Annotated in this window: 25 protein-coding genes and 1 tRNA gene; 12 read left to right on the top strand and 14 right to left on the bottom strand. The window is 69.3% G+C overall.

The window, feature by feature from the left end:
• Positions 1-602: 602 nt before the first annotated feature.
• The 8 genes from ACIBSW_RS32520 to ACIBSW_RS32485 all read right to left on the bottom strand — a co-directional run bounded on the left by ACIBSW_RS32520 (position 603) and on the right by ACIBSW_RS32485 (position 5,918).
• Positions 603-1,529 (bottom strand): NmrA family NAD(P)-binding protein, encoded by a 927-nt coding sequence (locus ACIBSW_RS32520; protein ID WP_354720001.1) that lies wholly within the window; start codon positions 1,527-1,529, stop codon positions 603-605.
• 178 nt (positions 1,530-1,707) lie between these two features.
• Positions 1,708-2,358: a TetR-like C-terminal domain-containing protein gene (locus ACIBSW_RS32515; RefSeq protein WP_354720003.1), complete on the bottom strand. Its 651-nt coding sequence runs from the start codon at positions 2,356-2,358 to the stop codon at positions 1,708-1,710.
• A gap of 519 nt (positions 2,359-2,877) precedes the next feature.
• The gene (locus tag ACIBSW_RS32510) at positions 2,878-3,237 is read right to left on the bottom strand and encodes a transcriptional regulator (RefSeq protein WP_354720005.1); all 360 of its coding nucleotides are present in this window, start codon (positions 3,235-3,237) and stop codon (positions 2,878-2,880) included.
• Entirely contained in the window at positions 3,234-3,980 is a 747-nt protein-coding gene (locus ACIBSW_RS32505; protein WP_354720007.1) for a hypothetical protein, read from the bottom strand. The genes ACIBSW_RS32510 and ACIBSW_RS32505 overlap by 4 nt, the downstream gene beginning before the upstream one ends.
• Before the next feature lie 86 nt (positions 3,981-4,066).
• Entirely contained in the window at positions 4,067-4,432 is a 366-nt protein-coding gene (locus ACIBSW_RS32500; protein ID WP_354720008.1) for a GntR family transcriptional regulator, read from the bottom strand.
• A complete protein-coding gene (locus ACIBSW_RS32495; RefSeq protein WP_354720010.1) occupies positions 4,429-5,208 on the bottom strand; it encodes a hypothetical protein in 780 nt (259 codons plus the stop codon). The genes ACIBSW_RS32500 and ACIBSW_RS32495 overlap by 4 nt, the downstream gene beginning before the upstream one ends.
• Positions 5,209-5,358: 150 nt before the next feature.
• Positions 5,359-5,631 carry a Txe/YoeB family addiction module toxin gene (locus ACIBSW_RS32490; RefSeq protein ID WP_354720012.1) on the bottom strand — a complete coding sequence of 91 codons (273 nt, stop codon included), beginning with the start codon at positions 5,629-5,631 and terminating at the stop codon, positions 5,359-5,361.
• A complete protein-coding gene (locus ACIBSW_RS32485; RefSeq protein ID WP_354720014.1) occupies positions 5,628-5,918 on the bottom strand; it encodes a type II toxin-antitoxin system Phd/YefM family antitoxin in 291 nt (96 codons plus the stop codon). The genes ACIBSW_RS32490 and ACIBSW_RS32485 overlap by 4 nt, the downstream gene beginning before the upstream one ends.
• A 242-nt stretch (positions 5,919-6,160) precedes the next feature.
• Between ACIBSW_RS32485 and ACIBSW_RS32480 the strand changes: the two genes are divergently transcribed.
• Entirely contained in the window at positions 6,161-7,255 is a 1,095-nt protein-coding gene (locus ACIBSW_RS32480) for a hypothetical protein (protein ID WP_354720016.1), read from the top strand.
• Positions 7,256-7,406: 151 nt separating this feature from the next.
• Here the strand turns inward: ACIBSW_RS32480 and ACIBSW_RS32475 are convergent, their stop codons facing one another.
• On the bottom strand, positions 7,407-8,096 hold the full coding sequence (locus ACIBSW_RS32475) for a DUF6891 domain-containing protein (protein ID WP_354720018.1): 690 nt from the start codon (positions 8,094-8,096) through the stop codon (positions 7,407-7,409).
• 192 nt (positions 8,097-8,288) lie between these two features.
• Between ACIBSW_RS32475 and ACIBSW_RS32470 the strand changes: the two genes are divergently transcribed.
• A complete protein-coding gene (locus ACIBSW_RS32470) occupies positions 8,289-10,355 on the top strand; it encodes a GGDEF domain-containing protein (RefSeq protein ID WP_354720020.1) in 2,067 nt (688 codons plus the stop codon).
• Positions 10,356-10,467: 112 nt separating this feature from the next.
• Positions 10,468-11,481 (top strand): lipase, encoded by a 1,014-nt coding sequence (locus ACIBSW_RS32465; protein ID WP_354720022.1) that lies wholly within the window; start codon positions 10,468-10,470, stop codon positions 11,479-11,481.
• On the opposite strand, the gene ACIBSW_RS32460 is transcribed toward ACIBSW_RS32465, so the two are convergent.
• On the bottom strand, positions 11,456-12,262 hold the full coding sequence (locus ACIBSW_RS32460; protein ID WP_354720023.1) for an S-methyl-5'-thioadenosine phosphorylase: 807 nt from the start codon (positions 12,260-12,262) through the stop codon (positions 11,456-11,458). The two genes, ACIBSW_RS32465 and ACIBSW_RS32460, sit on opposite strands and share 26 nt — an antisense overlap.
• A 134-nt stretch (positions 12,263-12,396) precedes the next feature.
• Between ACIBSW_RS32460 and ACIBSW_RS32455 the strand changes: the two genes are divergently transcribed.
• Together ACIBSW_RS32455 and ACIBSW_RS32450 are read left to right on the top strand one after the other, a co-directional pair.
• Positions 12,397-12,945: a YqgE/AlgH family protein gene (locus tag ACIBSW_RS32455; protein WP_354720025.1), complete on the top strand. Its 549-nt coding sequence runs from the start codon at positions 12,397-12,399 to the stop codon at positions 12,943-12,945.
• Between the two features lie 72 nt (positions 12,946-13,017).
• A tRNA-Ala gene (locus ACIBSW_RS32450) sits at positions 13,018-13,090 on the top strand.
• Positions 13,091-13,624: 534 nt separating this feature from the next.
• On the opposite strand, the gene ACIBSW_RS32445 is transcribed toward ACIBSW_RS32450, so the two are convergent.
• The 3 genes from ACIBSW_RS32445 to ACIBSW_RS32435 all read right to left on the bottom strand — a co-directional run bounded on the left by ACIBSW_RS32445 (position 13,625) and on the right by ACIBSW_RS32435 (position 21,348).
• Positions 13,625-13,837 (bottom strand): Rieske 2Fe-2S domain-containing protein, encoded by a 213-nt coding sequence (locus tag ACIBSW_RS32445; protein ID WP_354720027.1) that lies wholly within the window; start codon positions 13,835-13,837, stop codon positions 13,625-13,627.
• A gap of 207 nt (positions 13,838-14,044) precedes the next feature.
• The gene (locus tag ACIBSW_RS32440; protein ID WP_354720029.1) at positions 14,045-15,262 is read right to left on the bottom strand and encodes a hypothetical protein; all 1,218 of its coding nucleotides are present in this window, start codon (positions 15,260-15,262) and stop codon (positions 14,045-14,047) included.
• Between the two features lie 152 nt (positions 15,263-15,414).
• Positions 15,415-21,348 (bottom strand): RHS repeat-associated core domain-containing protein, encoded by a 5,934-nt coding sequence (locus ACIBSW_RS32435; RefSeq protein WP_354720031.1) that lies wholly within the window; start codon positions 21,346-21,348, stop codon positions 15,415-15,417.
• A gap of 762 nt (positions 21,349-22,110) precedes the next feature.
• On the opposite strand from ACIBSW_RS32435, the gene ACIBSW_RS32430 reads away from it, so the two are divergent.
• Together ACIBSW_RS32430 and ACIBSW_RS32425 are read left to right on the top strand one after the other, a co-directional pair.
• Entirely contained in the window at positions 22,111-22,302 is a 192-nt protein-coding gene (locus ACIBSW_RS32430; RefSeq protein WP_354720032.1) for a hypothetical protein, read from the top strand.
• A gap of 85 nt (positions 22,303-22,387) precedes the next feature.
• Entirely contained in the window at positions 22,388-23,635 is a 1,248-nt protein-coding gene (locus ACIBSW_RS32425; protein WP_354720034.1) for a hypothetical protein, read from the top strand.
• On the opposite strand, the gene ACIBSW_RS32420 is transcribed toward ACIBSW_RS32425, so the two are convergent.
• Positions 23,624-24,118, bottom strand: a complete 495-nt coding sequence (locus ACIBSW_RS32420) for a pyridoxamine 5'-phosphate oxidase family protein (RefSeq protein WP_354720036.1) — start codon at positions 24,116-24,118, stop codon at positions 23,624-23,626. The two genes, ACIBSW_RS32425 and ACIBSW_RS32420, sit on opposite strands and share 12 nt — an antisense overlap.
• A 227-nt stretch (positions 24,119-24,345) precedes the next feature.
• Here ACIBSW_RS32420 and ACIBSW_RS32415 point away from each other — a divergent pair, with 227 nt between their 5' ends.
• The 5 genes from ACIBSW_RS32415 (at position 24,346) to ACIBSW_RS32395 (ending at position 26,857) form a co-directional block, all read left to right on the top strand.
• Entirely contained in the window at positions 24,346-24,951 is a 606-nt protein-coding gene (locus ACIBSW_RS32415) for a hypothetical protein (protein WP_354720038.1), read from the top strand.
• A gap of 4 nt (positions 24,952-24,955) precedes the next feature.
• On the top strand, positions 24,956-25,312 hold the full coding sequence (locus ACIBSW_RS32410) for a hypothetical protein (protein ID WP_354720040.1): 357 nt from the start codon (positions 24,956-24,958) through the stop codon (positions 25,310-25,312).
• A 91-nt stretch (positions 25,313-25,403) separates the two neighbouring features.
• The gene (locus tag ACIBSW_RS32405; RefSeq protein ID WP_354720042.1) at positions 25,404-25,832 is read left to right on the top strand and encodes a YbaB/EbfC family nucleoid-associated protein; all 429 of its coding nucleotides are present in this window, start codon (positions 25,404-25,406) and stop codon (positions 25,830-25,832) included.
• Between the two features lie 4 nt (positions 25,833-25,836).
• A complete protein-coding gene (locus ACIBSW_RS32400; RefSeq protein ID WP_354720044.1) occupies positions 25,837-26,148 on the top strand; it encodes a hypothetical protein in 312 nt (103 codons plus the stop codon).
• A gap of 7 nt (positions 26,149-26,155) precedes the next feature.
• Positions 26,156-26,857: a hypothetical protein gene (locus tag ACIBSW_RS32395; RefSeq protein ID WP_354720046.1), complete on the top strand. Its 702-nt coding sequence runs from the start codon at positions 26,156-26,158 to the stop codon at positions 26,855-26,857.
• Position 26,858 lies beyond the last annotated feature (1 nt).

Genomic DNA, 26,858 nt, shown 5'->3' with positions numbered 1-26,858 from the left:
CCGCCGCTGTCGTTCCTGGCCTCGGCGACCAGCGGCGACACCACCTCGGCCAGTTCGTCCGCCGCGACATACGGGCCGTTCTCGTCGGCTGGCTCGCACTGACGTGGCCCCCTACTACGTGATGGCATTGGGTCGATCCTTCTCGACCGCCTGGCTGCGGCGGGCATCCGGACCTGTGCCGACTACGCCGGCCACCGGATCGACCGCTCCGGAGCGCGCGCCACGGTTTACCTCGTCCGGTCCGATGGTGGGGCGGTTCTGGTGCAGGGCATCGGCCCCGATAAGGCCATAGCTCTCGATGCTTGGCGCGCCGTCCTGTTCCGGGCCCGCTAGCGAAACTCCTGACACGTCGGCACCGATCCTGGACCGAGCGAACAACGGCATCGAAGCGTTCGATGCTGATGCCAGGAGTTGGGTCGGCGGCGACGCGTCCAGGCCGCTGCTCAGGCTGGGGGTGAACCCCGTTGGCTTCGGTCGTGGAAACGGGACCCGAACTGGCGCCTATGGGCCCGCCTTGAAGATGTCGGCGGGATGCTGTCGCGAATGTATGGACGTGGTCGTCCTCGTGCCGTGAGGCGGTGTTGTCGGAGGGCGGCCTGAGTTCAGACAGCGAGGGTGCTCAGGTCGTGGTGCGCTGCCCACTGGTCGAGGGTTGTCGTGGTCAGGCCGTAGCGGGCGGCGTGGTGGGGGCGCGCGGGGTAGCCGACGCGGTCGGTCCAGGTGTCACCCCACGCCGTGGGTGCACCCATGCGCTGCTCCTGCTCTTGCAGGGAGAGGTAGACGGCCTCGACTTTGCGGCCGGCGGCCGTGGTGAGGGTGTCGGCGATTTCGGTGTGCGTCAGCGCGTCGCCGGCCAGGTCGATCTCGGCTTCGTGGAACTTGCCGGGCTCGGCCACGGCGGCGGCCACAGCTGCTCCGAAGTCGTCCGCGCAGATGAGCTGCAGTACGGACTGCGGGCTCGCAGAGGTGACCAGCTTGCCCTGAGGCAGCTCGGGGAACTGGGTTCCCTGCTTGGGCGGTAGGAAGTTGTCCATGAAGAAGGCGGGCTTGAGGATGGTCCAGTGGTCGAGGCCCGCCTGCCGGATCGCGTCCTCCGCGGCCTCCTTCTCGTCCCAATACGCCTTCATCACCGGGTCGGTCACCTCGATGTCCGGGTGCTGGCTGCGCCACCCGGTCGCGGACACCGACGTGTGGATGATCTGAGTGACGCCGGCCCGTTTGGCGGCGGTGGCGATGTTGCGGGCCTTTCGCTGCTCGGCGCCGGGGTCGGCCGGGTCGACGCCCGGGACCTGCACGGAGAAGACGGCGTCGTGTCCGGCGCTGGCCGCCTCCAGGGATGCGGCATCGTCCAAGTCACCGGTCGCGAGGGCGACGCCCTGTTCGGCGAGCGCCTGGGCGGCGGCCGACGAGGGGTTGCGCACGAACGCGGTCACGGGGTGTCCCGCACGCAGGAGTGCCTGGACGGCGGCGCCGCCCTGCATCCCGGTTGCTCCGGTGACCAGCACTTTCGCCTTGTTCTCGGATGTCACAGCACGCCCTGCCTTCGGTTGATCTCGTGGTAGCGGTGTACGGGCACGACGACCCATCAACTAGAGACGCTACAGTATCGAGTCAGTGGCGTATCTAGTTTGTGAGCTGCCTGACCGCAGGTCGGCCGATGGTCGCCGAGCAGGCATGGTGTGGAATCGAGCAGTGAGCCGGAAGGGTTCAGCTGGAGGGGGTGCCGCCGACCAGGGGCAGCAGCACCTGGTCGACCAGGCGAGTAATCCCCTGGACATCGAGAACGGCGCCGAGCAGGTCTTCCTGCAGGACCAGCACCCCGACCACTGCGGCGATCTCCAGCCGGCCCGGCGCCAGTAGAAGCTCAACCCGCTCCGCAGTGAGCTCGCCGCGCTCCTGCGCGCGGCGCAGGCAGGAGACGATTCCCTCGCGCTGTCCGGCGATGTACCGCTCACGCAAAGTGTCGGCAATCTTGGGGTGAGAGGCGGTGGCGGCGGCCAGCACAGCCGAGAAGCGACGCTCGCGGGGGTGCAGGCACGCGGAACTGTGGGTCAGAGTCGCGACCAGGTCCTCGCGCAGTGTCCCGGCGGCCGTCACCTCGGTCGGGACATCAGGAAGCATGATGCTTTCCAGGGCGTCGGCGACCAGGTCCTCGCGCGTGGCCCAGCGACGGTAGACGGTGGCCTTGGCCACCCCAGCGCGCGCGGCCACCGCACCCATGGTCAGGTCCGCGTACCCGCTCTCCACGATCAGGTCGAGGACCGCCTCGATGATGCGGGCATTCCGCGTCTCGTCACGGGCAGGCCCGAAGGCGCCACCGGGACGCTGGCGTCCAGCGGGGCGGGTCGACCTGGTCATACGCGCGACGGTACTGCATCCACCTCCCCTGCCACCCAACCCTCCAGCCCTTACCCACGGGAGGCCGGCGGGCGGCCTTGGCGCCGCCTACTTACACCACAGCATCGAGCGAGGAACCCCTATGTGAAGGTGCCGACTCGACCGCTAACTCGACGCCAGATCAGAGCGGGTCCCAAACTCACGCCCGATGAAATCCGCATGCAGATACCGGGACCCAACCTTCCGCCCAAACGGGTCCAGTACTCGCGCTCAGAACCACCCCGTGATGCCGGATAGTGCGATCGCGTGGCGGGCCGTGCATCACGAATAGTCCCTGAGGCCCTCCTGTCCGCGGAAAGCGCGGACCGGGGGGCCTCGTCATGTCTGCTCCGGGGGCCGAGCCCCCGGAAACCCCGCGGTGTGGTGGTGGCGCTGGTCGTCTCGGATTCAAGTAGGCGGTGCGCTTGTCCACTGCAAGATCAGGTGATGCCCCGGCCGGATAGCCGGGGCATCACCGTGTTGGGCGGACGTTGCCGGTGCTCAGGCGTCCGGTTTCCGGCGGTGGCGGAGCACCAGCGCCTCGAGCGCGCGAAGTTCGGCGGCCAGGGCGTTGCGGCCGGCGGGCGTGATGGCGATCCAGGTTCTCGGCCGGCGGCCCTCGTATCCCTTCGTCACGTCGATCAGACCGGCCTCGGCGAGGACCGCGAGGTGGCGGGAGAGGTTGCCTCCGGTCAGAGCCAGCATGTCGCGCAGATAGGTGAACTCGACGCGCTCGGCTTCCGCCGTGATGGTCAGGATGCCAAGGCGGTGTCGCTGGTGAACGGTGTCGTCGAGTGCCTGGGTCGGGTGCGGCGGCGGATCCGCGTCCGTCACTTCGGAAGAGCCCGGTGGCACGGTCATGCGTGGGTTCGTCGTGCCCGCGTCGTGGCGACAACTCCGGCGGTGAGCAGGACAAGGGCGGGCAGAAGCACGGTCGGAAGATACCCGACACTGGGGAAGTCGTCATTGAATGGTGCTGTGTTGACATACACCGGTGCCAGGGCCAGGGAGACGACCAGCAGTCCGCCGGCTATGGCGAGCAGGCGGCTGCGTTCCAGCCGGGCCAGGACCAGCAGGCCGACCGCGACCACAAGGACCGGAATCAGCCCCAGGTTGAGCAGCACGTAGATCGGGAAGAACACCAGCCGGACGGCCTCCGACACCGCGGTAGCGGTGCCGGTTGCCAGAAACTGCAGTACCGGGCCGAGCGCCAAGCCGCCGAGCACTCCGAAGATCCCGGCAATCAGGTAGTTCCGCGTCGGGGTCTGGACGCCCACTTTGAGTGCGCGCTGGCGGTACCACGCCAGCGTGCCGAGATATCCGACGAGAAGGGCGGCGAGCCAGTACCAGCCGATGGCCTCCGAGTTTTGAAGCAGGTCGCCACCGAGTGCGGCGAGTACGGGATTCTCGTACTGCGGCCGCAGGGTGTCCGGACCGATGGAGTCGAGGTAGAGCGGCGCTGAGGTCAGCGTCAGCGCCCCGAAGGCCAGCAGCGGAAACGCGTTCGCCTGCCGGTCGCGGCGGACGGCACCCCGAATACGCGTGAGATCGGCCAGTAGCTGCTCAGGGTGCCCGGTCTCGCGGTCTCGTGCGAACTCAACCATGTGATGCCTCCTGTGTGCGACTGCAATAAGTTTGGATCGCAAACAAGATGAGCGCAATAGCTTCGTGGCATGACTTTTCAGCGTGGTTATGGGGTCGGGGCGTGGCCTAGTGCTGCTTGGACGATCTGGATTGCTTCGGTGGGGTTGATGCCGAGGCTGGTGGTGACGGCGGCGTAGTCGCGGGCTGCGCGGTGGGCCTGCTCGCGGGCGTGTTCGCCGGCGGCAGAGACGAAGGAGCCGGCTCGGCCTTGGGTTTCGATCAGGCCCGCCTCCTCCAGTTCGCGGTAGGCCCGGCCTACGGTGTTCACGGCTAGGCCGAGGTCGGCCGCGAGTCGGCGAATCGTCGGGAGTCTTGTGCCGACGGCGAGGGTGCGGTCCTGGATCTGGCGCGCGAGTTGGGCGCGGAGCTGCTCGTACGGCGGCGTCGGCGAGGACGCGTCGATGACGATCATCGGGTTGCCAAGGCTCGGCGGGCCGTCGATTCGACGCCCATGGTTCGGAGCTGGATCAGGGCGAACGCGAGGACGCCGGCCACCACGAGTGCCAGGGCGGCCGCGTTCCACCAGCCGAGGGACTCGCCGTACAGGAAGATGGCCGGCAGCGACCACACCAGGCTTGGGGTGACGAGGGCGCGGGCGTCCTCGACCCGCATGATGACGTCGGCCGTGAGGGACGCCTCGTCGTCCGCTACGGCCGGGCTTGCCAGCACCTGGCGCAGCTGCATGACGGTGCCGGCGCCGGCTACGGCGAGGCCGATCAGGACGACCGTCGCCCCGTTTCGCAGGGCCGTGTCCGGAATCGGCAGCACGCTCACCGCGAGCAGCATCGCGGCGGTGAAGGTCGCGATCGTGAAGACGACATAGGGCCAGCGCAGCACCGCCACCCAGCCGAGCTCGACCGGGTGGGCCACCCGCCGGACCAGCTGCGCACCGGCCTGCCGGTCGGCGCGCCGTACCCACCAACCGAGCAGCCACTGTGCCACGAGCAACCCGATCGCCAGTACCGCGAGCGCCGCCAGCTGCGGCCAGGAGGACGTGACGGTGGTGGGCAGTCCCAGCGCGTGGGTGAGCGCCGCGCCGATCAGGAACGCGGCCAGCAGGATGCTGTTGGCCAGCTTGGCCTGCCGTCGCACCGCCAGCCGTGCCGCGAGCAGCGGAGTCGGCTCGGCGTCGGCCAAGCCGTGCTGGGCCAACCACCGTTCGACCTCAGTGTGCTCTGCCGGGTGCATGCCGCCACCTCCTAATGTCGCAATCCTTGTCTCAACAAGATGAGTCATAGCATGCGACAATGTCAACCCCGGCTGCCGACGCAGGCGTCCAACCAGGCTCGCGGGCATGAGCCGTCTCTGGCCTGGGGTGGGGGTGTTCGGGCGAAGCCCTTACTTGTCCGTGTAGTGGGCGTGGCAGGCTGCGATTTCGAGGTCGGTGCCTCGAACTCGGTAGATGAGCCGGTGTTCGTCGTTGATGCGTCGTGAGGACCAGCCGGCGAGTGGGCCCTTCAGCATTTCAGGCTTACCGATCCCGGTCCCTTTTGGATCTCGTTGAACGTCGATGATCAGTTTGCTGATGCGGCGGGCCATCTTCAGGTCCCGCTGAAGCCAGCCGTCGTAGTCCTGCCAGGCGTTCGGGGTGAAGACGACACGCAGGCTCATGCCGCGTCCCGGCCGGCGGCCGGGGGAGTGGACTCGGGGTCGAGCAGTGGGTGCTCCTCCACGAGGCCGGCGTCGGCCTGGGTGATGCTCTCCAGGAGGCGGCGAGCGTTCGAGGCTGGGCCGAGTGCGTGCAGCGTCTCGTTCATGGCGTTCCACTCGTCGAGGGAGACCATGACGACGGCCTTACCGCCGCCGCGCGGGATCACGCACTCCTCGGCGTCATCAATGACTGCATCCACGACGGCGGCCAAGTTCTTGCGAACGTCACTGATCGTCAGCACCTTCATGCCAAGCCCTTCCCGTCGAATAGCGTACTCTTGAACGTACGCCACGACGTACGCTCGTGCAATCGAGGGCCGAAGGTTTGGGCTGACTCGAACGTGAGATCGGAGTCCTGCGGGCGACACGCGTCCGCGAGGTTCGGGCTTGGGATCTCGGGTCTCGTGGGGTCTCCGGGATTCGCAAGATCCTTTACGATGGCGGTCTTGTCGTTCGTTCGGGGAAAATCTTGCGTACTCACATTGGACGGTTGGGCGCGTTGCTGCTCGCCGTCGGATTCCTTATTCCCAGTGGGCCGGCCGCCGCGGCTCCGGCGGCCGGGGGTTCGCTCGCCTACGGCAACGTCACCATCTCCGGGGCGGCCGGTGAGCGGGTTGATGTCGTCTTCGCCGTCCGTAACGACGGTGACTCGCCGATCTATGGCGCGCGCATCGACCTGGCCCTGGGTGAGAACCGGCTCACGCCGCTGTTCGACGCCGCGAACTGTTACCACCCCGAGGCGGCGCGCCTGGCGTGCGACTTCGCCGGGACGTTCGCCCCGCACACCGCGTACCGGCTGGTCCTGCCCTTCCGGGTGGTGGACAGGTATCCGCATCAGATCGTTCCGGGGGTCTATTACTGGGACACCTTGCCGGAGCGGCCGGCGGGCGGGAGCGGGACCGAGCTCGTGCTGGATCCGCCGCTGGGTCCGCTGCCGGCCGACGCGCCGCCGACCGGCCACGGCCCTGGATATTGGGTCCTCATGGACATCACCGGTGGCGCGGCACCGGATGTCGCGGTGACGTCGGAGGCTGGGGTTTCGGCGGCGATCGGCGACGTCATCCGTCCGGTGTTCACGGTGCGCAACGTTGGCGCGATGAGCATCAATCTTCCGCGGCCGTGGCCCGACACGGAGCCGGTCGTCCGGCCGCGGCACCCGCTGCTGCGCGTCGCGATCCCGGACGGCGCCGTGGTCGTCGCCGTCGCGGACGGCTGCGAGCGGATTTCCGAGGACCAGGGCGGGTACGACTGCCGCAGCCCTCGCGAGATCCCCGCGGGCGGCACCGTCGAGTTCCCGTTCGAGCTGCGTCTCGATGCCGACCTGGTAGATGCGGAGGCGGTCGGCACGACCGTCGTTCCCGACGACGGCGTCGCGGCGAACAACGTCGCCCGGTTCATCATCAACCCGACGGCGGGTACTCCCTCCGCGTCGCCGAGTACGCCGTCGGCCGGGCCGACGGGTGCTGCCGGGGGGAGCGGCGGATCGCTGCCGATCACCGGCCCGGGCCCGGTCCTGCCGATCGCCGCGGCGTCGCTCGCCGCAGGCGTCGCTCTGCTCGTCGGGGCACGCCGCCGGCGTAGCTAGGACCTAAACCCGGCCGGGTGGCCCCTGGTCCGCGGGAGCGCGGGCCGGGGCCATTCGTCTTTCTGCCCCGGATGCGTGGAGAGCGGATCCTGATGGTGATCTCGGACCCTGCTCGGCGCTGTTCGCCTCCTCGGTGGTGGCGAACTTTTCCCTACCGGTCGGCGTGAGTGGCGAGCGGCGCGTACCAGTTGGCGCCGGTGAGCAGGATCCGGGTGGCCTGGTCGCGGTCCCATTCGACCCGCATGCCGTGCCGGCGGAGCACCGGAAAGACCAGGTCGTCCAGCATGTGCTCGACGTCGGCCAGGTAGCGGGACCGCTTCTCGTCCTCCGTCAGGGCGTCGTAGGCGGCCTTGTCGAAGTCGGCGGGCGGATATGCGCCGTAGCCGAGGTAAACCGAGCCGTCGGTGCTGGCGACCAGGGACTCGGTGTCCTGCTGGTGGTACCAGAGGTACCCGTGCCAGTGCCGTGACTCGTCGCGCTCGTCGTGGATCTCGGTGGCAGCGCAGGTGCCGCAGCAGGCGAAGTCCTCCCTGGCCAGCACGCCGAGCCGGTTGAGCTCGGCGAAGGCGACCGTCAGGTTGCTCCGCACCTCACCCCACTCGCGCTGCTGGGCCCGGCGGACGTCGAGAGCCTTCTCGTACGCCTCCGTGAGCTCCTCGTCGGTGACGCCCTGGCGGGAGTCGTCGTCCTCGAGGTAGTCCAGGAAGTCCCCGGCGTCGTCCTGTCCGCGTACGACCCAGGACCAGATCTCGTCCTCGATCTCCCCGCGCGCGGGCTCCGCGAACCGGTCGGGCAGGGGACGGAAACCGTCAGGACGGTCGTTGTAGGCCCATTCGCTCACGCGGCGATCATGGCACGAGCGCCTTGATCTGCGCGAATGGGCACTTTCGGCCTGATCACTCCGTTTGTGTCTGCCTGTGCGGTGTCTACGACCGGCGATGCTCCCGCTCTGCTCCCGCGACGCCATTCAGTCGCGGCCTTAGCTACCGATGAGTAGGTCTGAACGGATCTTTCCCAGCGGGAGTGGGTGGACATGACGACGGCGCCAGGGGCCGGTGGCGTTCCGCGCCGCCGCCTGCGTACCGTCCGGGGCGGGGCGGCGCTCAGCATGGTCGTGCCGTTCTGCGTCCTGCCCTACCTCGCCACCACCTGGTCGGCCGGGCACCGCCCGGCCATGCTGGCGATCTGTCTGACGATGCTGCTGCTCGCCGGCGTTGCCTTCGTCCGCGCGCCGATCGTCGAACGGTCGGGGCGCCGCGCCCCGGTCCAGATGACCGGGATCATCCTCAACGTGGTCGGATTCGCCGCGCTCGAGCTGCTCGACGGCGGGCCGCGGACCACCCTCGGCGCGCTGCTGCCGCTCCTGATCATTCTCCTGGCGGTCGGCATGCCGGTGCGGCCGTTCCTGGCCGTCGCGGCGATCGCCGCGGCCGGATACTGGGCGGCCGCGCTGATCGGCGGCCCCGACGAGCACGTGTACGCGCTGATCTACACCATCCACGTCGCCGGCATCTCGGCGCTGACCATGCGGTACTCCGCGGCCATGGTGTCGCTCAAGCGTCGCCTCAGCGACCTGTCCAGGATCGACCCGTTGACCGGCCGCCTCAACCGCCGTGGCTTCGAGGAGCGCCTGACGGCCGAGCTCGCCGAGGCGGACCGCACCGGCGAGGGCGCCGTGCTGCTCCTGGTCGACCTGGACGGATTCAAGGAGATCAACGACCGGTACGGCCACCAGGCCGGCGACGACATGCTGGCGTGGACCGGCCGTACCCTCGTCGATCAGTTGCGCGCGCACGACGCCGTCGGCCGGGTCGGCGGCGACGAGTTCGCCGCGGTGCTCGGCGGCATCGACGCCGACGGCGTGCCCGTGGTGCTCGAACGCGTGCGTGCCGCGCTGCGGTACGGCGCCGGCGCCGGCATCGGGTACGCCTGCTATCCGAGCGAGGCGAGCACCCCGGAGGCCCTGCGGGAGCTCGCCGACCAGCGTGTCTACAGCGACAAGGCCGAGCACGACCGGCGGGTGCCGGCGGAGGCGGCGGTCGCCGGTGTACGCGGCGACGGCCGGCGGCGCCAGTCGGCCACGGTCGCCCGGCACGAGCGCCGCCGCCGCGCGATCACCGACTCCGGGCGGGTCGGCATCTTCACCTCCGTCATCGCGCTGTTCTACCTCGCGCTGTTCGCCGCCGGTGAGCCGCACCGCTGGCTGATGGCCGCGCTGCTCCTGGCCTCCTGCACCGTCGGGCTGGCCACCTGGGCGTGCTCGGCCTGGCTGGCCCGGAACCTGGCCGTCGGGAAGATCATGATGGTGGTCGGGGTGGTGCAGTTCATCCTGTGCATGGCCGTGATCTGCCTCGACGGCGGCGTCAGCGGTACCCTCGGCTTCGGCATGCTCACCTCGATGCCGCTGGTCGCCCTGGTCACCCCGGAGGTCGGCCGTACCCTGCTGCCCCTGACGACGGCCTGCTACCTGGCCGCCGCCGTGCTGGTCGGCGTGCCCAGCCCGTGGTACGTCGTCTCCCACCTCGGCGGCGCGCTGATCGTGTCCCTGGCCTTCGCCGCCCGGGGCCGCGTCGCCGCCGCGCAGCGGCACCGGCTGCGCGAGCTCTCCCGGGTGGACTCCCTGACCCGATGTCTCAACCGGCGCGGCTTCAACGAGCGCTCCGCCGCCGAGCTGGCGCACGCCCGGCGGGCACACCGCGACGTTGCGCTGCTCATCCTCGACCTCGACCGGTTCAAGGAGGTCAACGACACCGAGGGCCACGCGGCCGGTGACGAGTTGCTGTGCTGGGTGGGTGCAACCCTCAAGGAACGGTTGCACCCGCACGACGTGGTGGGCCGCCTCGGCGGCGACGAGTTCGTCGTCCTGCTCGCCTCGCACGCCGCCGAAGAGACCGAGGCCGTGGCCGGCGACCTCGCGGCCGCGCTGGCGGAACGCATCGAGGTCAGCATCGGCGTCGGCATTCTCGGCCGCCATGGTGCCGACCTCGACGAGCTGTACAGCCACGCCGACGCCGAGCTGTACCGGCAGAAGCTGGCCAGGGGGCGTGGGCGCAGCCGCCGCCCGTCGCACCCGTCGGGTGACGGCGTGCTCGCCGCGTAGGTGCGCCCAGGCCTGTTCGCTGAGAGCGAAATTCTGGCCGCCACTGTGCGGATGCGTGGCTCGTTCCATCGGTCGAGTACCCGGTAGCCACTCCACGAGGAGCCCACAGCACATGCTTCGCGCGTTGCTGGCCGCCGCCGTCGCCGGCCTCGTCGCCGGGGCCGCGTTCGCCGCACCGGCCGGCGCCACCCGGCCGGGTCCGCCGCTGTCCGAGCCGGCGGCCCGGCTCGCCGCCTCCCTGCACTGCGTCGGGGATCCGGCCGCCAGTGCCCGCTCCGGCCGTACCCCCGTGCTCATGATTCATGGCACCACGTCGAACTTCCGTGCCAACTTCTCCTGGAACTGGGATCGCGCCTTCGCCGGCGAAGGACGCGCCCGCTGCTACGTCGACCTGCCCGACAGCGGCAACGGCGACATCCAGGTCGCGGCCGAGCACGTCGTGCACGGCATCCGCCGCCTGTACGCGGCCACCGGCTCGCGCATCGACCTGCTCGGGCACAGCCAGGGCGGCATGATCGGCCGCTGGGCGCTGAAGTACTGGCCGGACACCCGCGGCATGGTCGACGACTACGTCTCGCTCGCCGCGTCCAACCACGGCACGACCGTGTTCGCCGTACAGTGTGCGACCACCCCGACCTGCACGGCCGCGAACTGGCAGCAGCGGACCGATTCGAACTTCCTGGCCGCGCTCAACCGGGGCCCGCAGACCTGGCCGGGCATCAGCTACACCCAGATCTACACCCGCCACGACGAGATCGTGGTCCCGAGTGGCTCGTCCTCGCTCCCGCCGGCGCCCAACGTCAGCAACATCGCGGTGCAGGACCTGTGCCGGTACGAGACCGTCGAGCACTTCGGGATGGCCTACGACAACGCCGCGTGGCTGCTGGGCATGGACGCGCTCGTCCACCCGGGCCCGGCGCTCCTGCACCGGACCAGCCCGGCAACCTGCGGCCGGCCACTCATGCCCGCGGTCAACCCGGTGACGTTCCTCAGCGACGCGTCCGCCGCGCTGACACAGTCCGTCGCCTCGACGGCCGCCGCGCCCGTCCTGCCCGAGGAGCCGCCCCTGCGCTGCTACGCGGCCCCGGCCTGTCCCCGGCTCAGGGCAGGTCGAGCGGGAGCTTGATCCCGTCGAGGGCGCTGCCGCAGGCGCAGGCGCGCTCGGTGGGCAGCAGGCCGACGGCGTCGAGCAGCACCCGCCGGAGCTTCGCGGTGTTCTCGTTGAACACCTTGAATACCTCCTCCTGGGTGACACCGTGGCCGCTCTCGACGCCCGCGTCCAGGTCCGTCACGAGCGCGATAGCGGTGTAGCAGAGCGCGAGCTCCCGGGCGAGAACGGCCTCCGGATGCCCCGTCATGTTGACGATGGTGCCGCCGATCGAGGTGAACCAGCGCGACTCCGCCCGGGTCGAGAACCGGGGCCCCTCGACGACCACCATCGTGCCGCCGTCCACCGGGCTGAGCTCCGCGCCGGCCCGCAGGACCGCCCGCCGGCCGTCGGGGCAGTACGGGTCGGCGAACGAGACGTGCACCGCGCCCGCGTCGTAGAACGTCTGCTCCCGCCCGCTGGTCCGGTCGATGAGCTGGTCAGGGACGACGAACGTGCCCGGGCCCAGCTCCGGGAGCAGGCCGCCGACCGCGCAGGGCGCGATGATCTGCCGTACCCCCAGCGAGCGCAGTGCCCACAGATTGGCCCGGTAGGGGATCCGGTGCGGGGGGAAACGGTGATCGCGGCCGTGCCGGGGCAGGAACGCGACGCGCCGCCCGCCGACCTCCGCGACGGTGATCGGATCCGAGGGCGGACCGTAGGGCGTGGACACCTGATGCTCGGTCGCGCCGTCGAGGAGCGCGTAGAGCCCCGATCCACCGATGACGCCGATGTCCGCCTCTAGGGGTCGCTCGTTCATGCGCAGACCTTATCGGTGGCCTGAAACCCAGGCTAATGTGCCAAGCATGGCGTTGACCGAGGGCCTTTCGCGACCGAGGGTGGGCTGCCGTGTTCAGTGAAGAGCAGCGCATCGGAGGTCGGTCTGTGGAGTCGATGACCGGTCAGCTGCTGGTCGCAACCCCGACCCTGAAGGACCCGAACTTCGACCGCACCGTGGTACTGCTGGTCGCCCATGAGACCGGTGGGGCGCTCGGGGTGGTGCTGAACAGGGCGACCGAGGTGCCGGTCGCCGACGTCCTGGGCAACTGGGGCGAGCTGGCCGGCGACCCGGCGGTGCTCTTCGAGGGCGGCCCGGTGCAGCCCGAGTCGGCGATCTGCCTGGCCCGGACCCGCCCGCAGGTGACCAAGCGGGTGTCGGGCTTCCACCAGGTGGCGGGCGCGCTGGGCACGATCGACCTGTCGGCGGACCCCGACCTGCTGCGGGAGAGCGTCGCGGGGATCCGGGTGTTCGCCGGATACTCGGGGTGGTCGCCGGGTCAGCTGGAGGACGAGATCTCCGCCGGCTCCTGGTTCGTGTTCGACGCCCTTCCGGGTGACCCCTTCGTGAACCGGCCCGACGATCTGTGGGCCATGGTGCTCAGGAGGCAGGGCGACATCCTGGCGGCGGTGGCGCATTTCCCGCCGGACGTCTCGCTGAACTGAAGGGGCCTGCGCACGGGGCCGCCGGGCGGTGTGTAATATTCCGTGAGTGCCCGGGAGTCCCGGGGACGACAAGGGGCTGTGGCGCAGCTGGTAGCGCACCACACTGGCAGTGTGGGGGTCAGGGGTTCGAGTCCCCTCAGCTCCACCCTTCTGAGCAGGAAAACGCACCGTTCCTCTATCCTAAGAGGACGGTGCGGTTTTTTTTGTGCACGCATGCGAGCACTGGGCAGGCCTCGGGGGATGCCCGCCGACGAGGCCCACTCGCTCCTCGGAAGCGCATATATATTGGCTCTGACCTGCGGAAACGCTGGTTCTGCGAAGGTGTTCGCAGGTGACCGCAGCTCTTGACGCTCCACCCAGCGGGCGAGATTGAGTGACTCAAATCACATCAGTGGTTGCCTTCAATGGCAGGCGGCCATCCGCCGGGCGACGCGGGGCAGCGACAGCTGCGGCAGTGTGATGGCGGAGGTGCGGCAGGACTACGCGGGACAACCGCAGACCACTATCCCTGCGCCTGCTCCTCGCACAAGATCAGCACAGAGGCGCCACAGTCACTCCTTCCGGTTCCATTCGGATGCATCAAAGAACCGCTTGGAACCCAACTGACCTGGCTATGCAGCTGCCGAACTCTGGCCCAATCCGGGCACGAGACCTGTGGCTAACGCAGGCGTACGGCGTATTAGGCCAGGGGGCAGAACTGGAGAGCGGGGGACGAAATGCCAACAGGCTGCCAGGTCCGGCGGCTGTTCGGCCATCGGGGCGGCGGCCGGGTCGAGGTTGGCGTAGTTCCCGAACCGGACAAGAGCTCGTGCGCCCGGTGCTTGCAGACGTCGTAGAACGCGCGTAGCCGCCCCGACCGGTCGCGGACGAGCGCGATCGGCATGCCCGCCACCGTCGCCGCGACCTAGCTGCCCGCGGCCCGCACCTTCTCGACGTGACAGATCGGCTGCCAGGTCCGGCCGAAGATGGCCCTCATGTCCTCGCGACGCTGACTGCCGCGGCACGACCGTTCAAAGTCGACGGTCGAGCCCGAACATCTGCGTTCCGTCCAGCGCGGTAGCGCTCCCCGGAGCTAATCGGGAGTCAGCGTGCCAGCACCTCAGGCGATCCACGCCTGCAGCGCACGGCGGTCGGCCGGGAGGCCGAAGTGTGCCAGCAGTTGCTTGGCCATCGCGCCGTCTCGCCAGATCTCGCCGTCGACGAGCGCGCGGGCCGCCATCCGCTGCGATTCGGTCAACGCCGTCCCCGGGGTCCCCCGGGGGATCCCGCCGGGAAAGGCGGCGTCGAGCAGCGCTCCGAGCAGGGTGAAGCGATCGTTGCCACGACGCGTGCCAGCTACCCGACGGGACAGCACTTCCACCCGGTCCGGCGCCGTCTCGGGACTCAGCCGCGCCACGGTCAGGGCCGCCATGGTCGATATGTCACCGTCAAGAAACGGCCAGTTGGGCACCGGCGCGTCGGCTTCCAGCATGCAGCTGTAAAGGTCTTCGATCAGGGAACGGTCCGGGCGAGCCAATACTCGCGTAAGGCCGATCACGGCTGACCAGCGCTCTGCGAGGTTCTCCGTGGCGCGCCGGGTGGTGAGCGCGCCGCTCAGGGCGTCGTCGGGCTGCCCGGCACAGAGCCCGGCCGCCACAGAGGCGGTTGCCGCCACGAACGGACTCGGATCACCGGCGATCACCCGGGTCAGCGCCGGGATGATCTGGGCGCTCTCCTCCGGAAACCAGGCCAACAGGTGAGAGGCGTAGAGACGGACCGCCAGGTGCGGGTCGGTCAGCGCCGCCAGGTAGACCGGCACGCCGGCCCGCACGGCGTCGTACGCGGCCAAGTCGATGACCAGCTGGTTGCGGTCCTCCTCGACATCGCCGAAGAGCGCCCGCCTCCTGCGGGCCCGCTGCTCCTGCTCGTCCGCGGCAGCCGCCACCCACTCCGCCTGTTCCTGCTCAAGTTCGTCGACCGTCAACGCGGCCTTACGAGCGACCTCCGCACGCATCGCGGCAATGTCCGCCACCTCGGTGAGCCAGTACTCCTCGTCGCCGATGGCGATCTGAGCTAGCACCTGGCACGCCGCGAACCGGTCCGGGGCACTCTCGTCCGCCACGATGTCGATGAGCAGGCGCGCCGCGACGACGCTGGCCGCGCTGCGCGTGCCCTGCGAGACGAGACGATCGGCAAGCTCTTTGTAGGCCGCCCGCCGGGCAGGCGCATCCGCCGATCGAATGGCTTCAAGCGCCGAGGGAATCTCCCCGGTGTCCCCGTAGATGTCGGGGAGTTCTGCCCAGTTCACAGACGATGCGCGATCTCGCGGGTCAACCACACCGGCACTCTAGCAACGCCGTTCTGCTGCCGACCAACCGTGACGCACGAGTGGGGCCCGCCCATATAGGCCGGGCAGGCCCCACTCTCATTCGAGCGCTATGGCTCGCAACGCAAGCCCGGCATAACGCCGAGAATCGCTAATGCCTAGCCTCAGGCCAGGGGCATCGAATACCCCGACGGAGCCTGACATTCCGGCATGGCGCCGGCATAGTCCACGGCGCAGGGGCCATACCTCGTCACAAAGTACAGATCGCCGAGTATGCCGATGGCACCCATCGCGCCGGCGGCCCTGGGCATGGCTCCCGCAGAGCCCGGAACCTTGCCTCCTCCGGACGGCGCCTTAGCACCCGACGGGGTGCCACCACCACCGGACGGCGGTGCCTTGCTCACGAACGCACGCTTCGGCGCGACAGGTGCCGACTGAATCTTGGCACTGGAGTTGTCTTTGCCGTAGACGGCTTCGTTCCCCGGTCCCGCGCTGTAGACGATTCTGATCTTCATCGCCTTGGAGACCTTGTCCAGGAATTTGTTGCAGCCGAAGGCACCCCCGGTACCAGCGTCGCAGGGCATGACACCTTCCTTGTTGACCTGAATGACCAGCGTGTAACCGGGCTTCAGCTTGCCGTTATCGTCAAAGAAGGCAACGACTCGCCTCTCTACGTGCTGGTCCACCTGGCCGCTCTCACCGGGGAGCATCCCGCCGCCGCTGCGAATCTGCTCGTCCGAGGCGACCAGCTTTCCCTGCTGGTCATAAACGGTCGCTGAGCCGAACAGGGTCTTCTCGGTGACCCGGAATCCCGCGTCCGGGTCGTAGTTGCCGCCCTTCGGTGGCTTCACCGTCTTCCAGTAGTGCTCCATCCAGGAACCCGCCCGCGTCGGCTTCGGCGGCGCATTCACGACCCGCCACTGGCCACCCTTGACCCGCCAGGCCTTGCCCTCCTTCGCCAGCAACTGGCCTTCGTTGCTGCCGTCCCCGATGAGCGGCATACGGCCGTCCGGGTCGGAGAGCGTGGCTGGCGAGTTGTTCGCATACGAGTACGCGTTCCACTGCTGCGGGTCGGTGAGGTCCTGCACCGGGTCGACCGAGATGAACCGGCCCAGGGCGGGGTCGTACTCGCGAGCGCCGATGTGAACCAGGCCGGTCGGATCGTTGTCGCCGCCGACGAAGCCCTTCTGGTTGGGCCAGACCGGGTTTGCGCCACGCGCACCGCCGTACGGCGTCTGTCGCCGGATGCCCACCTGCTGCGTGGCGGCGTTGACGGTGACCTGCTGCGTGCCGTGGTGATCGCTGAAGAGCCAGCTCAGTACGCCGGTCGAGGTACGAGACGCCACGGCCTTGCCCGCGAAGGCGTAGTAACGGGTGGCCGACATCGTGGCCGAGGTGCCGGTGCCGGTACGCCTGACCTCCATGCCGGGCAGGTAAAGGGTGGCGCCGGTGGCGTCTCGCCGGATGAGGCGGCTGCCCTCGGCGTCGTAGATGTTCGTGCCGAGATTGACGCCGTTCTCGGTGACTGAGGTCAGCCGCCCCTCGGGGTCCCATTGCAGGCTCTGAGTCCCCGCCGAGCCGGGCCGGCTCGCCATGTTGCCCATGCCGTCGTAGCCGTAGGACACCGTGGTGCCGGTGGTGGCCCCCGGCGCCGTGGTGGTCATTCCGGTGACCGCGTGCGGGCGCACCACACCCAGGCCGGACGTCGGCACGGCGTAGCTGCGCACGGTGTCACCGGCCGCGGTGTGCGACACCTCCCTGGTCCGATTGCCGACGTCATCGATCGTCCAGTCCAACCAGTACGGTGCCGCTCCGCCCATGGATGCCGTGGACGGAGTGGCGGTCTGGCAGTTCACCGCCGTCGCCGGGGTCCACGCGCCAGTAAGGCGGCGCAGGCGGTCGTGCTGGAAGCACTGGTAGTCCGCCGACCCGACGGCCGGTGTGTCGGCGACGCCGACGATGTTCCCGATCGGGTCGTAGGCGTACTTGCGTTGCGAGACGCTGCCCGTTGCGGTCTCCGGCTTGACGGTGACCGTGTCTACCTGGCGGGTGTAGACGTTGTAGGACATGGCCTGCTCAGTGAAGACACCACCGGCGGTCTTCAGGGTGGTGACCGTCGGTTCTCCGTACGCCGTGTATTGCTGGCCGGTCACGTACGAGGCGACCGAACTCCACCCACTGCCTAGCGTCCTGGGCAACCCGGACACAGCGTCGTATCCGAGGGTGACCTGTTCGTCGGCCAGTCCGCCGGCAAAGGGGAAGCTGATGCTGGTGGGCTGCCCGGTGTACGGCGAATACCCATACCCGAAGACATAGGTCCCGGCGAGCTTCTCCTCGGATGCGGGGATCACATGGTTGACGCCGGAGGGCTGGTAGCGGTCGGTGAAACCGCGAACCTGCCATTTGTAGGCGTCCGAACCGACGTAGCGGATGCTCTGGGTGAGCTGACCACGCACGATGATGCCGGTGTAGAGCCGGTCGTAGATCCACTCGGCCCGCTTGGTGGCTGTGGTGGCCGGTGCCACCGGCGGCACCCAGACAGCGGTCTTACGACCCAGCGAGTCGTAGCTGTAAAGCAGCGTCTGGCCGCCGGCTTCGATATCGGTGAGCTCGTTGGCGTCGTTGTAGCGCGAGATCGTCAGGCCCTTGTCGGGATCCCGGGCCTCGATCTCCCGGCCCTTGATGTCGTACTTGCGGGACCATTGGTTTCCGGCCGTATCGGTGATGGTGAGCGGCTTGTCGCGGTGGTCGTAGGTGTACTTGGTACCGAGGTATGCGCCGGCAGCACCGGACGAGGTGGTGTGCTCACGAAGCTCCACCATCCGGCCCTGGGCATCTTCGATCTTGGTCGTGACGGTTCCACCGGCGGGCGGGATCGTGATCGTGCGGTCGCCCTCGGCGAGGGTGGTGGTGCGCCACCGCTCGACGATGTTGGTGACCCCGTCACCGGACTGGAAGATGCTGTCGGTGACCCGGTCTGCCCGGTCGTACAGGGTGCGGGTCTGCGACGGCACCGACCACTCCGGTTCCCACCACAGCGTCCCGGACGGATCCCCCGGCTCGGCATGGGCGCCGTATTCGAGCTCCGTGCGGCCGTGTGCGTCGTACAGGACATCGGTGACGGTCCGCCCACCGCCCACCGCTGACGCCTGCGTTTGACGCGGACGCAGGAAACCGTCGAGGATTTCGTACGTCGTGAGGTAGTTGCCGTTTGCGTTGAGCGCCTCGGTCTTGGTGTACGGGTATGCGGACCGCGTGGCGGAGTAGACGTAGGTGTAACGCTCCTGCGGCTTGTCCGGGTAGGTCGCGCGCGACCAGCCCGGCCCCCAGACCTTCGAATTGCGACCCAGCGAGTCGTAGACCGTCTCGGTGATCTTCCCGTTGGGGTCGGTCACCTTGGTCGGCGTCCCCCAGTACGGGCTCTGTTGGGTGGTGGTGACCCAGCCAAGATGGTTGGTGCTGGTGACGGTCGTGGTTGGCCCGCCACCTGCGGAGTAGGTCACCGTCGTGGTGTTGTTCTTGATGTCGGTAGCGCTGTTCTCCCGGCCGAAGACGTCAAATCCGGTTTGGCTGACCGTCTGCCAGACGGTGCCGCCGGCAGCGGTCCAGTCCTTCAGGCCGTCGACCCGGGTGGCGTCGCCGTAGACCGGTGCGGTCGCCGCGTCCGTGGCGCCGTCGTAGTACGTCATCGAGTCCGAGATCATGTGGTCCGGGCTCGTTGGTGCGGTACCGCAGGGCAGCGCCGTGGCCGTGGTCCGGCGTGGCAGGGTCACGATGTTCTTGGCGGTGTTGCGGCTGTACGCGAACGTGGTGCACTTCTCGTCGCCGCTCTTGGCGATGTCGCCGTCGTCCTGCGTGCTGACGATCGTGCCGTACGTGTCGTCGAACGTGCTCTGGCTGCTGGTGGTCCGCCATCCCCGCGTGCCGTCGACGCCGAGCGCGGTTGCCTGATAGACGGCCTTGGTGTTCACGAAACGCGCGGTGACGGTGTCGCCGTTGATGGTGCGCGTGGCGGTGGGCGCCGAACGCCACGGGACGAAGACACTCTTGCTGACCGGCTTGTCCGTGCTGCCGTTGTAGGTCACCCGCTCGCGCGTCGTGCCGGCGAACTGATCCTCGTCGTAGACCGTCTCCGACCCGAGCGATGCGGGTACCGTCACCGAGCGGGTGCCTCCCGACGGCGCGAGCTTGTCCCCGTGCATACCGCGCAGGTAGGTCGTACGGGTCAGCGTCTTCGCCGTGTCGCCGACCTGCATCTCCACCGTGCCGAAGCCCCGGTACTGGTTCCAGGTCTTGTACTTCGGCTTGCCGAGGCCGTCATCGTCCGCGAAGTGCCACGCCGGCGAGCCGATGTAGTTGTAGTAGGTGTTCTTGGTCGGCGCTTGATGACCGTCGGCGAGTTGCACGTCGGTCTCGCTGACCTGGCGCACCACGTACTTGTGCCACCACTCGGTGATACTCGGGCCGTCATGGTCGTACGGGTCCGGGCCGATGACCGGGTAGCAGAGCCTGGTGTTGTTGTGCGGCGACTCCGGCAAGTCGGACGCCGAGCAATCCGGCAGCGAATACGTGATCTGAACCAGGGCGCCGGTCTCGGTGCGGATGCCCGCCAGCCGGTGCCAGTTGTTGGTGGTGTTGGTCTGGGTGAGCACGCGGTTCCTCATGGCGACCGGTTCGAAGGTGACCGGCGGCTCGGCCGTCGCGGTACCGGCAAGGCCCGTGTGCACAACCGAGGCGAGCCAGAGGCCGGCCTTCGTCCCGTCACCGGGCGACGGGTAGCTGTGCGTCAGTGTCCACGACTCGACGTCCTGCCAGGCCGGGGTGGTGACGGTGGTGTCCCAGACCCGGGTCGTCACCTTCGCCAGGCGCTTGGTGGACCAGAACGTCGGCGTGAAATCGTTGCAGGTGGTGGCGTCGGCCTTGCACTCCTGGTCCCACGGGACGTCCGGCCACGATCCGTCGTGCTCGGCGCAGTCGGACAGGCACCGGTCGCCGGGGGTGAACACCACCTGTGCCGTCGGCGTGACGGAGCGGTCCGCGCTGCCGTGGTCCCAGGTGCCGTAGTCGATCCGGCTCAGCGTGCCGCCACGCACGTACGACACGTTCTTCGACTCGGTGACCTCGGCGGCGTACTGGTTGGTCTCCTTGGCGTACCAGTAGGACATCGTGTTGCCGCGGGAGTCCACGACGTAGTCCAGATTCCACCGCCACGCCTGCGTGCAGTCGGAGTCCGAGAACGCCGTCGCATGACACGGCTCACCGCTGTGGTTGCCGTATACCGGAACGGTCCACGCCGAGTTGGTGTCCGCCGATTGTCCGGGCAGGTTGTTGAGCCCGAAGTAGTACTGCGTGCCGTCGTTGGTGGTGACTCTCCAGTGCTCGCCGTCATTGTCGCCGTTCGTGCCGCCGGTCAACCGCTCGATCTTCGAGCCGTCCTCGGAGCGGCCGTGCCACCCCTTGCCGGACTCGTAGACCAGCTCGGTGCTCTCACCGTTAAGCGACAGGACGGCGTTATTCGACCGCCAGCACAGGTCGCCCGTCTGCTGCGGGTTGTTCGGCGAGTCAGCCTTGTCCGAGACGCACGGTACGTACCGACGCTCGATGAGGCCCGGCCAGAACTCGAAGCCCTCGCCGATCCAAGACGGCTGGTTGTTCGTCGCGGACGAGCGTCCGTCGACGCTGGACGACGAGTACGACAGACCGGCCTTTGGCTTTAATCCGCCCGCGACGGTCGGCGCGTCCAACGGATACGACCAGCTGAACGCGCCGGACGAGTCACCGGCCGTCCATGACGAGGACGCCGCCAGGCCGGTGGCCGAATAGTCGCCGTCGCTGCCCGCAGGGGCGGCTGCCAGCGCTACCAGCATGGCCGACGATGCCGCCGCCCCTCGTGTCCCGGCCGACTGCGCGGCCTCGACCGATGCCTCGGCGGAGATCACACCACTGGCTGTGTCGTTCCGCGAGTCCAGCGGCGTAGCCGCGCACTCGCGCTTCTCGGGCGTGCTGATCGCGCACTCCGGCAGGCTCCACAGCCGCAGCCGAGACGCCCACTCGGCGCCGTACGCGTGCCGAAAGCCGGAGTAGTCGACCTGCACCACGGCCTCGCCGGCCGAGGTATCAGCCGGTGCGACGACACGGGTGACTACACCATCACGCCACCTGGCCGGGATCCTGGCACGATCCAGCACTTCCACCGAGACGCTGGAGAGTCGATCTCCGGCTGCGCCCTTGGCTCGGCCAACCGAGACCGGTAGGTTGCCGGCCCTGCGCACGGCCGATCGTGTCGCGGTCGCCTTGGCGGCGTTGCCCGGCAGATCGACTTCAACTACGCCCGGCTTCGGCCACACCGGATCCGAAGCCGAAAACTGCCGCACCTCAGCCTGTTTGAAGCCGACACCACGCACCTCGCCGCCGTGCGAGTCGATCTTTTCGACCTGTCCCTTGAGACGCTGCGGCTTCGGCTCTGCGTGCACCGGCGTCGGCGCGAACATCGACCCCGCCAGAGCCCCAACCAGGCTGGCGGCGAGGGCCGCTGTGCCCCATCGGTGGTGTTTCGTTCTTGGTATCGGTCCCGAAATTGACCTTCCACCCATGAGGGCTTCTCCCTGTGACGGTTGGTGAGACGCTGCGCCGGGATCGGGCGCAGCGGGACATGGAGACGAGAGACCGCCGGACCGGCCGGCTCAAGCCCCGCCGGTCGATCGGGCAGTACGCAAAGTGATAGGGGAACAGACAAGCGAGCCAGTCGGTCGATGGACACCGAGGATGATCATCGATTGTTGCCAGCACCTTAGATGATCGGGCGTCGAGTCGGGGGGCACCGAACCTCGGAATTGATCATGGACAGACGTTCTCGGCCGGTGCGTAGAGGACACAACCTCATCGGCGCCGAGTTCGACCTGACCGGCTTGGAGGTGATCTCCTCGCTGGACAAGGCCAGGCGGATCGGCCAGGTCACCATGATGGCTTCGGCGCCGAAGCCGGGCGAGGTCATCTACAAGGCCGCGCTGTTGCGGGTCGCCATCGTCGACAAAGCCGGCCAGCGCCCGTAGCCGCACCCGGTGATGCCCCGGCCGCCGGCCGGGGCATCACCCTGCAAGAGCACGCGGATGGCGTCGCTCTGGGATCATCGGCGCCATGCGCAAGATTGCTGTGGCGTTGGTCCTGGTCCTGGCGGCATCGGGGTGCGCCGTCCCGGGCGGCTCGGCGAAGAACCCGGTGCTCTCCGCGCCCGCCGCCGGCCCGCCGCCCGGAGCCGCCGGCAGCGACGCGCCGTCGCCGGCCGCGTCGGCACCGGCCGCGTCGGCACCGACCTGGCGCCTGGCCGCGGTGCCAGAGCTGGCCGGGCCGACCAGCGGGCTGTCGGACGTCGTGTCGGTGGACGCCACGCACGCGTGGGCCGTCGGCAGCGAGGCCTACTCGCCCGAGCGGCCGGACGACTCGGGTACCCCGCTGATCCTCCAGCGGGACGCGGCGGGCTGGGCGCGCGCGCAGCTGCCGCCGATCGCCTGGCACGGCCGGTTCGGCCTGGTCGCGGCCGACTCGCCGGCGAACGTCTGGGCGGTCGGCAGCACTGCCGCCCCCACCCCCGAGGAGCAGGCGACGCACATCCTGCGTTACGACGGGACCGCCTGGCGCGAGGTGCCGTTCCCGCGCGGCGAGGAGAAGGGGATCCCGCTGATCACCGGGCTGACCGTCGCGGGTGGACAGGCCTGGGTGGTAGGCAATGACCAGAGCGATGTGATCATCGAGCAGTGGGACGGCCGATCCTGGCGGTCGCACCAGTCGCCCGCCGAGTGCCGCACCGGCGGCACGTCCTTCGGCGGCATGCCGAACTTCTGCACCGTCACCGCGGTCAAGGCCTTCGGCCCGGATGACGTCTGGGCCGCTGGCAACGGCGCCTGGAAGGGCTTCAAGGGCCCGCTGCTCTTCCACTGGGACGGCTCGATCTGGCGCACGGTCCAGGTGGGCATCAACGAGCAGGAGTCCTCGTTCGACGCGATCGACGGCCGCTCGTCCGCTGAGCTGTGGGCGGTCGGGGACGGCGGGCTGGCCGTGCGCGGCGGCGGTGGGCTCTTCGAGGTGCTCCGGGACGTGCCCGACGGCGCGCTGCCGGACGTGGCGACGGACCCGGCAGGGGTGCCGTGGCTGATCGAGAACACCCAGGCGCCCAGCGCGAGCCTCGCCGCGTACCGCACGGGCGCGTGGGTCGGCGCGCCCGCGCCGCAGCCGCCGGACGCGGTCGGCATGAGCCTGCACGGCATCGCCGGGACCCCGGGCAGTCCGCTGATGTTCGCGGTGGGCTCGGCGGATCTACCCACCGAACCGCGCTACCTACGGGCCGTCGTACTCGAGTACGTTCCTACCGTTTCGTCAGTTTTGTGACTGTTCCGCGAGCTTCTGCAGGAACCGGGGCAGGCGGCCGGCGTTGAAGTCGTAGAAGCGGGCCCAGCGCGGCGCGATCGCGATGCGGGCCATCTGCGGGTACATCAGGCGGACATTTCGCTCGAACTCGGCCGCGGCCTCGTCGCCCATGGACTTGCGGGCGGCGGCCAGGTACTCCGGGACCACGCCGTCGACGATCTCGATCTCCGCCCGGCCCCGGATCGAGAGGGCGCGGGCCTGGCCGGGCGTGTTCCCGCCGTCGATGGAGAGGGCGACGTCCGGGCGGGCGGTGAGTGCCGAGACCTTCGGCGCGGTCGCGGCGGTGGAGACCACGAACTCGGTGCCGGTCCAGAAGTAGCCGACCGGGATCACCCGGGGCGTTCCGTCCTTGCCGGTGTAGGCGAGGTGGGCGGCCGAGGTGGAGTCGAGCAGTTCCTGCGCTCCGGCCGTGGACAGCTCATCCTCGATCTCCTGCCGTTTCATCCGCGTCCTTCCGCATCGCGAGAACTTCCATATAGGAGGAAACCTACCGGTTGTTAGACTGTGCCGCCTGCGACCACGGCTGCGAAACGGGCAGGACTGTGACGGGTCGACCCAGGGCACCCCACGGCGGCGGGACCGGCGAAGGCGGAGAACCGCCGAGACGCCGGGGATCGGACGGGGACGCGGCGGGGCCGCGCGCGGCCGGCAATGTGGCCCAGGCGCAGCAGATGATCGCCCGGGTCCTACGGCAGGGGCGGGCAACGGCAGACGGCGGCACGCCGGGCCGGGACGACACCGGGCCCTCGGCTCCGGCCGCGCATCCGGACGACATCAGGCTTGCCGAGATCATGCGTCGTCGCGATCAGCTCGGCGCGGATCCGCCGACATTCAACATCGCGGCCAATGACGCTGCTTACGGCAGCCATGGTGCGCACACCGAAGGTCGGCACGGCCCCGGCATTCCGCTGCCGAGAGATCCCGGCCGGCGGACGATCGAGGGCCGGATCTACGGCGACAGTCCCTGGCAGAACCCGGAGAACTGGTCTTACCGGTGGTCCGATCCGTCGACCATGAATCGGACCGTCAACGACTACGTCGAACGCAACTGGGACCGGATCCGCGACGATCTGGCGCTCGAAGGTGCGCACGACAGCAGCTTCGACGCGGGGCACCGTGTCGGTCAGGGGTACTACAACGACGGGATGTACGGCGCCGGACCCCGGAATTCGCACTATTCCGAGACCAGCTTCGTCAAGGTGAGGATCCGGCTCGTCCCAGGGTCGGATCCGCCGGAGCTCTTCATACTCACGGCCTTTCCGCTGGGGATAATGTGAGTTGATGGACATCTCCCGCCTTCCGGAGCCGATGCGCGCGCGAATCGAGGCGCGGAATGCGCTCTCGTCGCTCGACCGGGTCCGCGAGTTCCTGGGTAGCCATGTCCTGGACGCCGACAGCCTCGACGAGGTCCGCGCGGATCTCCGGCGGACGGCGCATTTCGGCACCACGCGGCATCACGGGGATCTGGCCGCCCTCGAAGCTGTCGTGGCAGAGCAACATCCCCCGGGCACGCTGGCGCGGCTGGTCGGGTGGGAGGCGAACTGGGTCCTCGACGATCCGTCGGACGCCGGGGCGGCACTGTTTCTCGGTGATCTCGCCAAGATGCTGCGCGAGGTGATCGGCGAGGTGGAGCGGTAGGGGTCGATCCGGCGAGGGCCCCGCCGCGGGGTGTCGCGTTGGTAGAGTCCAGCCAGTTCTCGTTGGTCCTTCGTGGGTCTGGAGGCGGTGGATGACGACCGGGTTGTCCGATGAGGGCGGCATCCTCGACCCGGACGGGGCGAGGGACTATCTGCGGGACTGGCAGGGCCGTGTCGATCGGATGGCCGTCGACGCGCAGGCCGTGAGCGAGCGCCTCGAGAGCCTGCGGGTCACCGCCGAGGACGCCAACGGGATAGCCGAGGTCACCATCGATTCCACCGGTGCGCTGGTGGACATCCGGTTCAGCGAACGGATCCAGCACGCCCAGCCGGACGTCGTGTCCCGGGCGGTGCTGAGCGCGGTCCGCGAGGCCCGGTCCAGCGCCGCCGACCGGTCCCGGCAGATCGTGCGGGACGTCATGGGTGGCGAGTCGGTGGCGGGGCGGGCGATCGCCGACCGCATGGCCGAGCGGCTGCGCGGCCCGGACGCGGGCGGTGCCGGGCCCGGCGTGGCGGGGTGACGCGGTGGCGGACGAGTTCTCCGTTGACGTGCGGCAGCTGCGGGAGCACGTGGCCAGGGTCGACGCGGTGCAGCGGCGGTTCGGTGCGGTGAAGGCCGCCAGCGCCGCCATCGCCCGGGACGACGCGGCGTACGGGCTGCTGTGCGGGTGGATCTCCGGGATTCTGCAGGGGCGGCATGCCACCCAGGACGAGCTGATCGCGTACGTGGAGGAGAACCTGCGGCTGGCGACGGATGCGCTGGCCGGGGCCGGGCGGGACTACGACCGGGTGGACGAGGCGGCGGCGGAGCGGGTGCACCGGGCCGGGCGGGTCTGAGGCCGCGATGGCCGACGAGTCGCTGGTCGCGGACGTCACGTCGACGCGTACGGCGTGGACGGGGGTTTCGCTGGTCGGCGGCTTTCAGGGGCTGCGGCAGGCGGTGGACGGCGGCGGGTGGGTCGATCAGGCGCTCGCCGGCGGGTCGCTGGCGCTCGAGGCGACCGCGGCCGTGCTCGACCCGTTCAGCACGTTGCTGTCCAGCGGGCTGGGCTGGGCGATGGAGTACTTCGAGCCGCTGCGCGAGATGCTCGACCGGCTCGCCGGGATACCGGACGCGGTCGCCGCGCACGCCGTGACGTGGCAGAACATGGCCGGCGCGCTGGAGGAGATGGCCGTCGACCTGCGGTCGTGTCTCGCCGCGGACCTGCCCGACTGGCGGGGGCCGGCCGCGGCGGCGTACCAGGGGCTGATGGGGAACAACGTCGAGGCGATCGGCGGCCTGGGTGTGCTGGCGGCGACGATGTCCTCGGCGACGCGGGCGGCGGGCAACCTGGTGTCGTTCACCCGTGAGCTGGTGCGCGACCTGATCGCCGACCTGGTGGCCCGGGTGATCGTGTGGGCGGCGGAGTCGCTGCTGGTGGTGACGATCCCGGTGGTCGCCGCGCAGATCGCGTCCGCGGTGGCCAAGTGGGCGGGCCGGATCACCGGCTACACGAGCGCGCTGATCACCAGCCTCACCAACCTCACCCGGCTGCTCGAGGGGTAGC

The sequence above is a fragment of the Actinoplanes sp. NPDC049668 genome (assembly GCF_044465445.1).
In the GTDB taxonomy this organism is placed as follows: domain Bacteria; phylum Actinomycetota; class Actinomycetes; order Mycobacteriales; family Micromonosporaceae; genus Actinoplanes.
Note: the sequence above shows the minus strand (reverse complement) of the source record. Positions and strands in the feature narration are given on the sequence as shown.